General features: G+C 64.8%; 15 protein-coding genes and 1 tRNA gene. 1 reads left to right on the top strand and 15 read right to left on the bottom strand.

The features are described 5' to 3' along the window. Positions 1–112: 112 nt before the first annotated feature. The 14 genes from ARC78_RS16860 to ARC78_RS10865 all read right to left on the bottom strand — a co-directional run bounded on the left by ARC78_RS16860 (position 113) and on the right by ARC78_RS10865 (position 10948). Positions 113–688 carry a lipoprotein N-acyltransferase Lnb domain-containing protein gene (locus ARC78_RS16860; protein WP_057506294.1) on the bottom strand — a complete coding sequence of 192 codons (576 nt, stop codon included), beginning with the start codon at positions 686–688 and terminating at the stop codon, positions 113–115. Positions 689–924: 236 nt separating this feature from the next. Next, positions 925–999: transfer RNA gene (locus tag ARC78_RS10930), tRNA-Val, on the bottom strand. Between the two features lie 64 nt (positions 1000–1063). Continuing rightward, the gene (locus tag ARC78_RS10925) at positions 1064–1417 is read right to left on the bottom strand and encodes a PilZ domain-containing protein (protein WP_054659826.1); all 354 of its coding nucleotides are present in this window, start codon (positions 1415–1417) and stop codon (positions 1064–1066) included. Next, positions 1414–2373, bottom strand: coding sequence for a DNA polymerase III subunit delta' (locus ARC78_RS10920; RefSeq protein WP_054659824.1), 960 nt, complete (start codon positions 2371–2373; stop codon positions 1414–1416). The genes ARC78_RS10925 and ARC78_RS10920 overlap by 4 nt, the downstream gene beginning before the upstream one ends. Continuing rightward, complete coding sequence (locus ARC78_RS10915; protein ID WP_054659822.1) at positions 2370–2585, bottom strand: hypothetical protein; 216 nt, start codon at positions 2583–2585, stop codon at positions 2370–2372. The genes ARC78_RS10920 and ARC78_RS10915 overlap by 4 nt, the downstream gene beginning before the upstream one ends. Beyond that, positions 2582–3640 carry an endolytic transglycosylase MltG gene (mltG, locus tag ARC78_RS10910; protein ID WP_054659820.1) on the bottom strand — a complete coding sequence of 353 codons (1059 nt, stop codon included), beginning with the start codon at positions 3638–3640 and terminating at the stop codon, positions 2582–2584. Before mltG ends, ARC78_RS10915 begins: the two co-directional genes overlap by 4 nt. 69 nt (positions 3641–3709) lie before the next feature. Beyond that, complete coding sequence (locus ARC78_RS10905; protein WP_057506293.1) at positions 3710–5065, bottom strand: aminodeoxychorismate synthase component I; 1356 nt, start codon at positions 5063–5065, stop codon at positions 3710–3712. 242 nt (positions 5066–5307) lie between these two features. Next, complete coding sequence (gene fabF / locus ARC78_RS10900) at positions 5308–6570, bottom strand: beta-ketoacyl-ACP synthase II (protein WP_054659810.1); 1263 nt, start codon at positions 6568–6570, stop codon at positions 5308–5310. A 124-nt stretch (positions 6571–6694) separates the two neighbouring features. Beyond that, on the bottom strand, positions 6695–6934 hold the full coding sequence (gene acpP / locus ARC78_RS10895; protein ID WP_054659808.1) for an acyl carrier protein: 240 nt from the start codon (positions 6932–6934) through the stop codon (positions 6695–6697). Positions 6935–7084: 150 nt separating this feature from the next. Beyond that, positions 7085–7828, bottom strand: coding sequence for a 3-oxoacyl-ACP reductase FabG (gene fabG / locus ARC78_RS10890; RefSeq protein WP_057506292.1), 744 nt, complete (start codon positions 7826–7828; stop codon positions 7085–7087). 80 nt (positions 7829–7908) lie between these two features. Further along, a complete protein-coding gene (gene fabD / locus ARC78_RS10885; protein WP_057506291.1) occupies positions 7909–8853 on the bottom strand; it encodes an ACP S-malonyltransferase in 945 nt (314 codons plus the stop codon). 227 nt (positions 8854–9080) lie between these two features. After that, the gene (locus tag ARC78_RS10875; protein ID WP_054658546.1) at positions 9081–10046 is read right to left on the bottom strand and encodes a beta-ketoacyl-ACP synthase III; all 966 of its coding nucleotides are present in this window, start codon (positions 10044–10046) and stop codon (positions 9081–9083) included. A gap of 88 nt (positions 10047–10134) precedes the next feature. Beyond that, positions 10135–10332, bottom strand: coding sequence for a 50S ribosomal protein L32 (rpmF, locus tag ARC78_RS10870; RefSeq protein WP_054658547.1), 198 nt, complete (start codon positions 10330–10332; stop codon positions 10135–10137). Positions 10333–10438: 106 nt separating this feature from the next. Then, complete coding sequence (locus tag ARC78_RS10865; RefSeq protein WP_054658549.1) at positions 10439–10948, bottom strand: YceD family protein; 510 nt, start codon at positions 10946–10948, stop codon at positions 10439–10441. A gap of 114 nt (positions 10949–11062) precedes the next feature. Here ARC78_RS10865 and ARC78_RS10860 point away from each other — a divergent pair, with 114 nt between their 5' ends. Continuing rightward, the gene (locus tag ARC78_RS10860; protein WP_054658550.1) at positions 11063–11635 is read left to right on the top strand and encodes a Maf family protein; all 573 of its coding nucleotides are present in this window, start codon (positions 11063–11065) and stop codon (positions 11633–11635) included. Positions 11636–11650: 15 nt separating this feature from the next. On the opposite strand, the gene ARC78_RS10855 is transcribed toward ARC78_RS10860, so the two are convergent. Further along, positions 11651–13198: a glycosyltransferase 87 family protein gene (locus ARC78_RS10855; RefSeq protein ID WP_241772728.1), complete on the bottom strand. Its 1548-nt coding sequence runs from the start codon at positions 13196–13198 to the stop codon at positions 11651–11653. Positions 13199–13266 lie beyond the last annotated feature (68 nt).

Raw genomic sequence — 13266 nt, 5'->3', positions numbered from 1 at the left:
TTACGCGCTTGAGCGCCTCGATGATCTGGCTGTCGGTGAATCGGGACTTCTTCATGGTAGAAATTTTCCTTCGAAAACTTCTACTTCTCACTGCGCTGGTTTTGCGGGGGGATTACCCTTCGAACTGGCGGAAAAAGCCCCCCAGCGCCGAGAACTGCTCGCCTTTTTCCTTGCGGATCTCCAGCGAGAACACCAGCTGGCGGCCATCGGCGAAACCGAAGGACACCAGGGTGTGGGCGATGGCCGGCCCCATCCAGTAGGACAGCAGCAGATCGGCTGATTGCACCTGCGAAAGATCGTACTGCCGGGGCTCCCAGCGCACGTCATAGTCGTCTGTCGTGCGCCAGTGGAAATTGCGCACGTTGTCGATCACCAGACGATCACCCTGGATGTGCGCGCGCAGCGGTTGCGCCACATCCTCGGCCCATTGCCGGTCCTGCTGCGGGACGATGGTCGCCCACCACACCAGCATCAGCACGAACAACGCCCCGAACACCGCCAGCGAATGCCAGCGACGCTTGGGCCCGAAGCCGGCGCGTATCGCCCAGATCGTCGGCACGCACCACACCAGCACCGCCGCGACGCGTGCCGCGACATTGCCCGGGAAGTGGAACCACAAGGCAAAGCCCCCCCAGATGCCGATCGCCAGACACACCAGCGCCAACACCGTGCAACCAACGCTGCGCAACACACTCCTCAAGCGCAGCCTTTTGCCATTTGCCACTTCAAACCTCCGCACGCCATTTTTTATTGGCCGGCAAGACAGGGAAATGACCGCTGGATGCGGACGATGTCCTCTTGTCGACCTCCCTACCCTTTCACGGGTCATCCGACCCGCGCGCAAAGATAGCTTGAGCGACCCGGAAAGCCGAGGGACACTGCAACAAAAAAGCCGGCACTAGGCCGGCTTTTTCTTGTTTCGCGTGGTGGGCGGTGCAGGGATCGAACCTGCGACCCTTGCCGTGTGAAGGCAATGCTCTACCGCTGAGCTAACCGCCCGTGTTGCGAGCCGCTCATTATAGGGAGCTGAGCGGCGACGTCAACGGGTTTCCTGCAGAAATTTTCACATCGTCTGTGTCGGCTTGTCGGAGCTGGAAGTTCCGGCCAGCAACGTCTCGATCTTGTTGCGGATCGCCTCGCCGTCGGCACCATCGGCCAGCTGCACGCCGATACCGGCCTGGCGGTTGCCTTGCGCGCCCAGCGGCGTGACCCAGACCACTTTGCCCGCCACCGGCAGGCGCTCGCTGGAATCGGGTAGCGTCAGCAGCAGGAACACCTCGTCACCGAGGAAATAACGCTTGGACGTGGGCACAAACACGCCGCCGTTCTTCACGAACGGCATGTACGCGCTGTACAGCGCAGCCTTGTCCTTGACCGCCAGCGAAAGGATGCCCTGGCGGGCGTTGATCGCACTCATCGAATAGTCCCCTTGGATTGCACCTGGTTGGCCGCGCCCCACGCCAGCAGCAGTTCCACCACCGCCAGATCGGCTCGCACGGTGGTACGCAACAGGTCGCGGGTACGGTTGGCGGCATCGAACCAGGCAGCCAGCTTGTTCAATCGGGCCGGATCGGTCAAGCCGTCGGCGGCCTTTTTCAGGGCCAGATCGGCGGCATGGCGCAAGCGCAGATCCGCATGTCCGTCCGCTGTCCAGCGCTGGGCCAGCTCGACGCTGCCCAGCTTGCCGGCCAGCAGCTGCTCCAGTTCGGAGGCCACCTGCCGGCGCAGCGCCATGCCCTCGCCCTGCAGCCATTGGTCGGCAAGCGCCGGGTGGCCGCGCGCGGCCTCCAGTGCCTCACGTGCCACAGTTTCGGTATAGCCCTTGCCCTGCAGCCACGCCAACGCCTCCTCGCGCGGCGGCAGGCGAAACTCCAGGCGCTGGCAGCGGCTGCGGATGGTCTGCGGCAGCCGCGCCGAATCGGCACTGACCAGCCACAGATAGCGGCCAGGCGAGGGCTCCTCCAGCGTCTTGAGCAGGGCATTGCAGGCCGAACGGTTGATCGCATCGGCGGGATCGACGATCACCACCTGGGCCACGCCGTACTGCGGGGTGAGCGCCAGCTTCTGGGAAATCTCGCGGATCTGCTCGATCACGATCTCGGTGCGCAACTTGTCACCGGATTTGTTCGGAATGAACGAGGTGAGCTGTAGATCCGGATGCGTACCGGCGGCGATCAACTGTGCATTGCGCTGCCGCCCAGCCGTCTCGACTCCGTAATTGAGCACGTGTTCGGCAAGCTTCAGCGCCACCGCGCGTTTGCCCATTCCGGCCGGCCCGCATAGCAGCAAGCCATGCCCGAGACGGCCCGCATCAAGTGCGGCCACGGTCTGGTCATAGGCGCGTTGCTGCCACGGGGCGAAGACATCGCTCATGCCAGGGTGCTCTGTGCATGCACGCGGGTTACTGCATCGCGCCGCTGCGCGGCGGCGCCAGCCTTCCTGCCTGCCCCGGTCAGGCAGGAAGGCTGCAGGTCGTTCCGCTCACGCAGGAGATCGCCGAGGGCGTTGACCGCCCCGGCCTTGCCGGCCCCCTCGCCCTCTTCCAGGCGGATGCACGGCGAATGCCACAGCAACTCGTGATTCATTGTTGTACTGCCTGGCTGTTCCTGGCGCGCAACCGCTGCAGGTAACGCGCCACGGCGGCGTTGTGCTCGCCGAGCGTGGCGGAGAATTCATGGGCGCCGCTGCCGTCACCCAGCGCGACGAAGTACAGCGCATCACCGGGTGCCGGATGCGCGGTGGCCTGCAGCGCGTCGCGTCCGGGCATGGCGATCGGTGTCGGCGTCAGGCCAGCGCGGGTGTAGGTGTTGTAGGGCGTATCAGTGGTCAGATGGCTGCGGCGGATGTTGCCATCGTAGGCGCTGCCAATGCCATAGATCACCGTCGGGTCGGTCTGCAGGCGCATGCCCATCTTCAACCGCCGCATGAAGACCCCGGCGATCTGCGGGCGCTCGCTGGCCAGACCGGTCTCTTTCTCGATGATCGAGGCCAGCGTCAGCAGCTCGTATGGCGAGTTCAACGGCAGGCCCTCGGCGCGGCCGGCCCAGGCTGCGGCCAGCTCCTTCTCCATCGCCGCATGCGCCCGCCCCAGCACATCCAGGTCGCTGTCACCGCGCTGGTAGATATAGGTTTCCGGCAGGAAGCGGCCTTCCGGGTGCTCACCGGCAAAGCCCAGCGCCGCCATCAACTCGGCATCACTCATATCAGCGGTCGCCTGCTGCAACGGCTGCGCGCGCTTGAGCGCGGCGCGCAGCTGGCGGATGTTCCAGCCTTCGACAATGGTGACGCGGTACTGCAGCACCCTGCCCTGGCGCATGCGCAGCAGCAGCTCACGCGGAGTCAACGCCGGATCCAGCGAATACTCGCCCACCTTCAGCTTGCCGGCCGCGTCCAGTTCACGCGCCAGCAGCTGCCACTGCAGATCCGCGCCTTCATCGACACCCGCCGCCCGCAACTTGGCCAGCACCGTGCCAAAGGAATCACCGGACGCGACGGTCACGCTCTGTGCGGTTGGCGTGAGCGGCAGGGAGGCGAAGCTGCTCTGCCGCTGCCACAGCCACGCCGCCACGGCACCTGCCAGCACCACCAGCAGCAGCAACGCTGCCAGCACCACCAGACAACCGCGCTTAGCACCCGCCATGGCCACTCCGTTTCAACAAGACCGGCGCGCAGGATACCGCGCGCGCGCCAGCCCCGGCCAAAACGCTGTTCATTGCAGCGGCTCCAACGCCCGCAACAGGCCGCGCGCCTTGGCCCGGGTTTCCTCCAGCTCCTTGTCCGGCTCCGAATCCACCACGATGCCGGCCCCGGTGCGGAACGTGGCCAGGTTGCCTGCGACCTCGGCGGTACGGATCAGGATGTTCAGATCCATGTCGCCATCGCGGTTCAGCCAGCCGAAGGCGCCGGTATAGGCGCCGCGCGCGGTCTGTTCCAGCTCGGCGATGATTTCCATGCAGCGCACCTTCGGGCAGCCGGTGATGGTGCCGCCGGGGAACGTGGCGGCGATCACCTGGCCCGGCGTCACTTCCGGGCGCAGCCGGGCACGCACATTGCTCACGATGTGGTGCACGTGCGCGTAGCTTTCCACGACCATCAACTCATCGACCTCGACGCTGCCCGGCGCGGCGATGCGGCCCAGATCGTTGCGTTCCAGATCGATCAGCATCACGTGCTCGGCACGCTCCTTCGGGTGGCCGACCAGCTCCTGGATGCGCGCGGCATCGTCGTCGCCGGCAAAGCGCGCGCGGGTCCCGGCGATCGGCCGTGTCTGCACCAGATCGCCGGTGACCGACACCAGCCGTTCCGGCGAGGAACTGACCACCGCCCGCCCGGCCGCCGTGAACAGGCCGGCGAACGGCGCCGGATTGGCGGTGCGCAGCCGCGCGTACAGCGCCTCCGGTGCGAGCGGCGCGTCGAACTGCGCCTGCCAGCGGCGGGACAGGTTCACCTGGAACACGTCGCCGGCATGCAGGTAGTCGATGACCTGGTGCACGCCTCCGGTAAAACGCTCGCCGGCGTCTTCCTTGAGCGCGACTGGCCCCTTCCAGTGCGGCAAGGGCGGCAGCTGGGGGGCTTCGGCCTGATCATGCTGGAGCTGGCCGAGCAGGTCTGCGGCGTCATCCTCGGCGATCGCGATGCAGCGGCCGCTGTCGCGCTGGCGCAGTACCGCTGCCGGGCAGCGCAGTGCGATCGCAGTTGGCAGGCCGTCGCTGCGCTGTGGCAGCTGCAGGATCGGTTCAACCTGTTGCGCCAGCTCATAATCGAGCAGCAAGGCCCAGCCGCCACGGAACGGGAGGTCCGCTTCCATCGGGTTGCGGGCTTGACGCAGGGCCTGCCAGTCGCGATCGAGAGCAGAGAGAAAGTCGCCTTCGACCGCACTGCCGTCTTCGCGTTGCAGGCGGCCGTCGGGATTGAGCAGCAGCTGGCCACCGGTGGCGATCAGCAGCATGTCCCACTGGCCGAGCTTGCCGGCGGCGGTGGATTCGAGCAGGACCGGATAGCGATGCGGTGCGAGCCGATGCAGCGCCAGCAGATCGATATCGGCGTGCAGGGGAAGGATATGCATCGTGAACCCAGAAGAAGTCAGGGAGGCCGGTTTCGCCTTCACCCTCGGGGCGAAAATGCCCGGAAGGCGCAGAGGAGGGGCGCCTCAATACACCCCCAGGCGCCATGCTGACGAACGCCTCGCCACGCGCCGGTCTGGGTGAAAATCGTTGTCACCAACCGGGTGGTTCAGCGAGGCCGCTTCGCACCGCCCTCGCTCCAACCCCTCCCCCGCACGCGGGAGAGAGGCTTAAAGGCCGTACATCAGATCCGCTTGAACACCAGCGTGCCGTTGGTGCCGCCGAAGCCGAAGCCGTTGGACATCACCACGTCCACCTGCGCCTTGCGGGCCACATTCGGTACGTAGTCCAGGTCGCAGCCTTCGCCGGGCTCTTCCAGGTTGATCGTCGGCGGGATGATGCCTGTTTCCAGCGCTTTGACCGAGAAGATCGCCTCCACCCCGCCGGCCGCGCCGAGCAGGTGGCCGGTCATCGACTTGGTCGAGCTGACCAGCAGCTTGTAGGCGTGCTCGCCGAAGGCGGTCTTCATCGCCATGGTCTCACCCAGGTCGCCCAGCGGCGTGGAAGTGCCGTGCGCGTTGAGGTAGCCCACCTGCTCCGGGGTGACGCCGGCGTCCTTCATCGCCGCGACCATGCAGCGGGCGGCGCCTTCGCCGTTCTCGCTCGGTGCGGTCATGTGGTAGGCGTCGGAGCTGGCGCCAAAGCCGGCCAGCTCGCAGTAGATGCGGGCGCCGCGTGCCTTGGCGTGCTCGTATTCCTCCAGGATCAGGATCCCGGCACCGTCGCCCAGCACGAAGCCGTCACGGTCCTTGTCCCACGGACGCGAAGCCTTTTCCGGCGCGTCGTTGCGGGTGGACATCGCCTTCATCGCGCAGAAGCCGCCCAGTGCGGTCGGCGAGGAGCCACGCTCGGCGCCACCGGCGACCATCACGTCGGCATCGCCGTACTGGATCATGCGCATCGCCGTACCGATGGAATGGTTGGACGTGGCGCAGGCGGAAACGGCCGAGAACGACGGACCCTTGAGCCCGGCAATGATGCTCAGCTGGCCCGGCAGCATGTTGATGATGGTCTTGGGCACGTAGAAGGGCGAGATCTTCTTGCCCTCGTGGAACTCGATGGTCTGTTCCTCGATGCCCAGCAGGCCGCCGATACCCGCGCCGACAATGGCGCCGATGCGCTCGGCGTTGGCCTCGGTGATTTCCAGACCCGAGTCGTGCAGCGCCATGAAGGCGGCACCCAGGCCGTAATGGATGAACGGGTCCATCTTCTTGGCATCCTTGCCACTGACCCGGTACTTGCCGAACAGGGGATTGTCGGCGGTGATGTCGAAATCCTTGACCTCACCTGCGATCTTGGTGGTGAAACGTTCCAGATAATTCTCTGCAACGTTCGTCAGCGGGCCAATGCCCGACCGGCCATTGATGATGCCCTCCCAGCTGCTGGCCAGATCATTGCCCAGCGGCGAAACCATGCCCATGCCGGTAACGACGACGCGACGACTCATTGCGGATTCTCCTGGCCCCGCTCGCGGGGAGATTGAAGCTGAAAAGCACAGGGCCGCATCAGCGGCCCCATGGATTTGCAACGCGGCCCGACACACATGCCAACCGCGTTTTGTCAGGCACCAATTACGCCTTGACGTGCGCCTTGACGTAGTCGATGGCAGCCTGGACGGTACCGATCTTCTCGGCTTCCTCGTCCGGGATTTCGCACTCGAACTCTTCTTCCAGCGCCATCACCAGCTCGACGGTGTCCAGCGAGTCTGCGCCCAGGTCATCGACGAACGATGCGCTGGTGGTGACTTCCTCTTCCTTGACGCCAAGCTGCTCGACAACAATCTTCTTGACGCGTTCTTCGATGGTGCTCATTGGATATCGCTCCAGATGGAGTAGTGGTTCAAAAGACGCCATCCCCTAGGGATGGCCGTGGGATAGTGTAGTGGAAACCGCCGCAGCCATGCATTCCGGCAAAAAAGCATAGGCGATCAATCACTTGGGCGCAGTCCGTGCGCCACACGCTTACGGCATGTACAAGCCGCCATTCACGTGAAGGGTTTCGCCGGTGATGTAGCTGGCTGCCGGGCCTGCCAGGAAGCTGACCGCATGGGCGATATCGGCCGGCTGACCGAGGCGGCCCAGTGCGACCTGGCCTAGCATCGCCGACTTGGCGTCCTCGGGCAGATCCTTGGTCATGTCGGTATCGATGAAGCCCGGCGCGACCACGTTGACGGTCACGCCGCGGCTGCCGATTTCCTTGGCCAGCGACTTGGAGAAGGCGATGATGCCGGCCTTGGCGGCGGCATAGTTGGCCTGGCCGGCATTGCCGGTCACGCCGATGACCGAAGCGATGTTGATGATACGGCCCTTGCGCGCCTTCATCATCCCGCGCATCACCGCCTTGGAGGTGCGGTAGACGCTGGTCAGGTTGGTATCGAGGATGGCCTGCCAGTCCTCGTCCTTCATGCGCATCAGCAGGTTGTCGCGGGTGATGCCGGCATTGTTCACCAGGATGGTGATGGCGCCGAACTCCTTGCCCACCGCCTCGATCAGCGCATCCACCGCGCCCGGCTCGGTCACGTTCAGGGCCCGGCCATGGCCGCCCTGCGCGGCCAGACGTTCACCGATGGCGGCGGCGCCGGACTCGGTGGTCGCCGTACCGATGACGGTGGCGCCCTGCGCGGCCAGTTCGTCGGCAATAGCGGCACCGATACCCCGGCTGGCGCCGGTGACGAGCGCGATTTCACCCTGCAATGGCTTGCTCATGCTGTTTCCTCTTTCCTGCGAGGCCGCCGTGGGCGGTCCCCGGTCATGGCCGGGGCAGAGCGCGCCCCGAACCGGTTGGATCACTGTGCCCACTCTTCCAGCGCGCCGGCGAAATCGGCCGGCGTGGCAAGCGAACGGCCGTCTATGCTTTTGTCGATGCGCTTGATCAAGCCGGTCAGCACCTTGCCCGGGCCGCATTCGGCGACGCGATTGACACCCTGTGCCGCCAGCGCCTGCACGCAACCGGTCCACTGCACCGGCTGGTACAGCTGCTGCACCAGCGCTTGGCGGATCGCGTCCACGCCGTCATGCACCCGGGCATCGACGTTCTGCACCACCGGCAGCTGCGGTGCGCGCCAATCCAGCCCGGCCATCACTTCAGCCAGACGGTTGGCGGCCTCACGCATCAGCGGCGTATGCGACGGCACACTGACCGCCAGCTTCACCGCCTTGCGCACGCCCTTTTCGGCCAGCAACGCCAGCGCGCGATCCACTACAGCGGCATCGCCGCCGATGACGATCTGGCCGGGCGAATTGAAATTGGCCGGCACCACCACCTGACTGCCGGCGGCTTCGGCGCAGACCTCCAGCACCAGCGCATCCTCAGCGCCCAGTACCGCCGCCATCGCACCAACGCCGGCCGGAGCCGCGTCCTGCATGAGCTGGCCACGCAGGCGCACCAGATGCGCGCCATCGCGCAGCGTCAACGCGCCGGCCGCAACCAGAGCGGTGTATTCCCCCAGACTGTGGCCGGCCAGCACGGCCGGCTTGGCGCCGCCCTGCGCATTCCACAGGCGCCACACCGCGATGCTTGCCGCCAGCAGTGCCGGCTGGGTGAACTCGGTGCGGTTGAGCTGCTCGTCCGGCCCGCCCTGCGACAACGCCCACAGGTCGACCCCTGCGCCTTCGGAAGCCTCGGCAAAGGTTTCACGGATCTGCGGGTTCAGTTCGGCCAGTTCGGCCAGCATCCCCAGCGACTGGGAGCCCTGGCCCGGGAACACGAAAGCAAGTCGGGAATCAGTCACGCGGTCATCCGCCAGATAAATCGAAGCCGGGCATCATAAGCGCGAACATCGCCACCCGTCTGTACTGGCGCGTATGCAAGCACCAATTCAGCAAGTCCGGCACAACGCCGGAATGGTCTGCCGGCATATCCGCCGCGCATTTGCCCCAAAACGCAAACAGCCCGTCGCAGGCGACAGGCTGTTCGATGCGCACAGGCAAGATGCCTGTGCTGCGACCGGGCGTGGAATCAGTAGCGCAGCAGCGCCGAGCCCCAGGTGAAGCCGCCACCGAAGGCCTCCACCAGCACCAGCTGGCCGCGCTGGACCCGCCCGGAACGGACCGCCACATCCAGTGCCAATGGCACCGAACCGGCGGACGTGTTGCCGTGCTTGTCCACAGTCACCACCACCTGGTCCATCGACATCTCCAGGCGCTTGGCCGTGGCCTCGATGATGCGCAGATTGGCCTGATGGGGCACCAGCCAATCCAGTGCGGACTTGTCCAGACCGTTGGCCTGCAGGGCTTCGTCCACCACCGAGTCCAACGCCTTGACGGCGTACTTGAACACGTCGTTGCCCTTCATCAGGATCTTGCCGGGCTTGTCCAGACCCGTGGACACCCCCACCGGATCCCACAGCAACTCCTTCTTGCTGCCATCGGCATGCAGATGGGTGCTGAGAATGCCCGTTTCTTCGTCGGCCTTGAGCACGACGGCACCGGCCCCATCGCCGAACAGGACGCAGGTCGTGCGATCCTCCCAGTCGACGATACGGGTCAGGGTTTCCGCACCGATCACCAGCACATGCCTGGCATCGCCGCTGCGGATGAATTTGTCAGCCACGCTCAGGGCGAAGATGAAGCCCGAACACGCCGCATTGACGTCAAACGCCGCCGAACCGGTCGCGCCAAGACGCGCCTGGATCAGGCAGGCGGTAGACGGGAAAATCAGATCAGGCGTGGTCGTACCCACGATGATCATGTCCAGCTGCGAAGCCTCGATGCCGGCCGCTTCCAACGCGCGAACCGCCGCGTTGTAGCCCAGATCACCGGTGGTTTCGCCTTCGGCAGCGATATGCCGCTCACGGATACCCGTACGCGACTGAATCCACTCGTCGGTCGTGTCGACAATCTTGGTCAGATCGTCATTGGTCAACACTTTCTCGGGCAGATAACTACCTGTGCCCGCGATCCGCGAATAAATCCGCTTGCTCATGCTGTTTCCTGTTGCGCGAAGCCGCCCGAAGGCGGCTCCGGAAGAATCGGTGCGACAACCGCCACGTTTCCGCAGCGGCCGCCACGAATCAATCTTCTTCGACGACCGAGGAGGACTTGGTCGCGATCACTTTCTTGCCACGGTAGAAACCGTCAGCAGTGATGTGGTGGCGCAGATGCACTTCACCGGTGGTCGGATCGGTGGACAGCTGCTTGGCGCTCAGGGCGTCATGGGCACGACGCATGCCGCGGCGGGACGGGGTAACACGGGATTTCTGCACAGCCATGGGATTGCTCCAAACTCGATTCGTTTGCTTCGTCGTTTAATTGCACGGGACGCCAGCGTCCTGCACTACTTTCGCTTTTGCCGCGACCGCCGACGACAACCGGCCGCTATTGTTTCTTCAATGCCGCCAGCGCCGCGAACGGGTTGGCCTTGCTCAATTCTGCATCGGTCGCGAACCAGTCTTTTTCGACTGCCTCACTTCCGGGTGACAACGGCACCACCGGCACCGCCAGCACCAATTCGTCTTCCACCAGATCCAGCGGCCGCAGATTGCCATCTTCCGGCACCAGCAACGCCTCGTAATCCGGAGGCAGCGCAGATTCCTCATCCTCGTCGCGGATCAGGCCCAGCCGCTGCTTCACCGATACCGGCAGCAGGAAACGCTGCATGGTGCGCTGGCAGACCAGCGGCAACTCGACATCAATGGACAGCTCGACATAAGCCACCTGCAGCGTATCGTCGCGGCCAAATTCCAATGCATAGCGGCACTGGCCTTCGGCATCGGCAATCAGACCCTGCAGTCGGGTCAATTCGGACAGAGGCACCTGGCCGTCAAAGCACCTGCGTGCTGCGACCATCCGCCAAGCATCCAGCAATTCGGGTACGTTCGCGGACATAAGCTGCAGAATGTTAAGGATGACCCAAGCCGCTGTCAAACCCGGCCTGTTGTCCGGTTGCCATGCGGACCTTCACAGCCGCAGACTGCCTGTGCTTTCCGACGGTATTTTCGCATGCAAACACTGGTTCTGGCTTCCACTTCCCGCTATCGCGCAGAATTGCTTGCTCGACTGCGGATTCCGTTCAGCTGCGCACGCCCTGACGTGGATGAATCGGCACTGACCGGGGAGTCGCCTCGCGCCCTGGCGCAGCGCCTGGCCGAAGCCAAAGCCCGCGCGGTCGCGGCGCAGTACCCGCACAGCCGGGTCATTGGCTCGGACCAGGTCGCGGAGCTTGAGGGCAAACCGCTGGGCAAGCCCGGCACCGCGGAGGCCGCACTGGCGCAACTGGCAGCCATGTCCGGCAAATCCGTCAGATTCCATACCGCTGTCTGTGTCATCAGTGCCGCCGAGCTGCTGCATGCTCTGGATCTCACCACCGTGCGGTTCCGCACCCTGGGCCAGACCGAAATCGAGCGTTACGTGGCCGCCGAACAGCCGCTGGATTGTGCCGGCAGCTTCAAATGCGAAGGCTTGGGCATCAGCCTGTTCGAGGCGATCGACAATCAGGACCCCACGGCCCTGATCGGCCTGCCTCTGATCCGCCTTGCGCAGCTGCTGCGCAAGGCGGGCTATCAGCTGCCCTGAGCCCCCTCCCCGCCATCACCGCGCAGGAGTCAGACGACACCATTGATAGGGGAACTGCCCCTGCCCGATACGCGATGTCAAGGTGATGCAGGACCCGGGCACAAGCATCAAGCCGTAGGCGGCCAATCGCGATTGCGCCAAGGCGCGCTGCTCCGCCTCGGCTTCCATGACACTCTGCAATGCGCCATTGCGCGGGATCAGTACGCACCGCCCATCAGTGACCTGTACATCGGAGCGCAACCCCTTCAACCTGCGCGTCAGCCAGCGCAATTTCGCGCAATCGGATTCGCGATCCAGCCCGGCCATCGCCACTTTGGCATTCAGACTCTCGAACCGGGCCGCCAACTTGTCCGAGGAACCGGGGAATATCGCAAACTGCTGTGGGCGGTCTAAAAGCATCTGCCGCAAGTGCGCGCGGTAGCCCTCGGACTCCGGAAAATTCGACGCGACCGCGGCGTATCGCACAGAACGTGGCAGAAACGCGACCCGCCACGCCTGCGGATCGCCACCGACCAGCAGCACAACGCTCTCCCCGGGGGAGTCGATACGCGGTTGCTGCACTTCGAACGCATTGGACGCCCAGCGCTCATGGCCCCAGTTGCCCCAGCCGGCCAGCGAAATCAACACACACACGCCTATCGCCCATCCCCCCATCCGCATGCCCCGGGGTGAAGGCCGCAGCGCCACACAGGCACACCACAGCAGCAGCGGCGCGATCAGTTCCAGTGCCACCAGGTAGCGATGGATACTGAACAGGGTTTGCCACAACAGGTAGGAAACGACGAAGAACACCACCAGGCTGCGCAGTACGGGCGCAAACATCCCCCCACCGCCCTCACGCCTACCCAGCAGGCGCCGGGCCAACAGCAGGAACATGGCGACCGCCAACATCGCCCAGATGCCCGACGTCAGGGAAACCTCACTGATCCGCTTGGGATCGAAGGTGAACAGCAGCGGCCACGCCAGATGTTCGGCGAAACCCTCCGGCAACCAACGTGTGTCGCCAATGGAACCCTGCGCTGCCAGCGGCGACTGGAACAACGCGTTGAACTGCGGAAACAGCGGATTCCCGAACTGCTGCCAGACTTGCCAGTACCACCAGCCCACCGACAGCACGGCAACCACCATTGCCGCCAGAGTCACCAGCAGCAACGCGCGAAAACGGGATATCCAATGCCCGGGCCCGGCCAGCACTGCGGCCGCCAGCCCTACCGCATAGATGGCATTGGTCAACTTCAACGCGACCGCAAATCCGATCAACGCGCCGGCCAGCAGCCAGCCGTGGCCAGGGCGAGGCAAGGCCGCCCCGGCCTGCATACGCAGCACCCGCCATACGCTGCACAGCACAAACAGCGCGGTGGTGTTATCGGCCATGGTGTTGCCGAATTCCGACAGGACCGCGCCCATGCACAAGCCGGACAAAGCCAGTAACGGCGCCAGCCACGCGCGCTCTTTCCGCCCGTCCAGCACGCACCATGCGATACCTGCAGCCGGCAGGAACAACAGGCCATGCAGCACGCCCATCAAGAATCCCGACAGCGCACCTGGCGCGCCGGTCAGCAACAGGTACTGGGCAATATCAAGCAGCGGACTGAAGTAGCTCTGCATCTGCGCCGGCGCCAGATCCAGCG

The organism is Stenotrophomonas pictorum JCM 9942, from assembly GCF_001431585.1.
GTDB lineage: Bacteria > Pseudomonadota > Gammaproteobacteria > Xanthomonadales > Xanthomonadaceae > Stenotrophomonas > Stenotrophomonas pictorum.
Note: the sequence above shows the minus strand (reverse complement) of the source record. Positions and strands in the feature narration are given on the sequence as shown.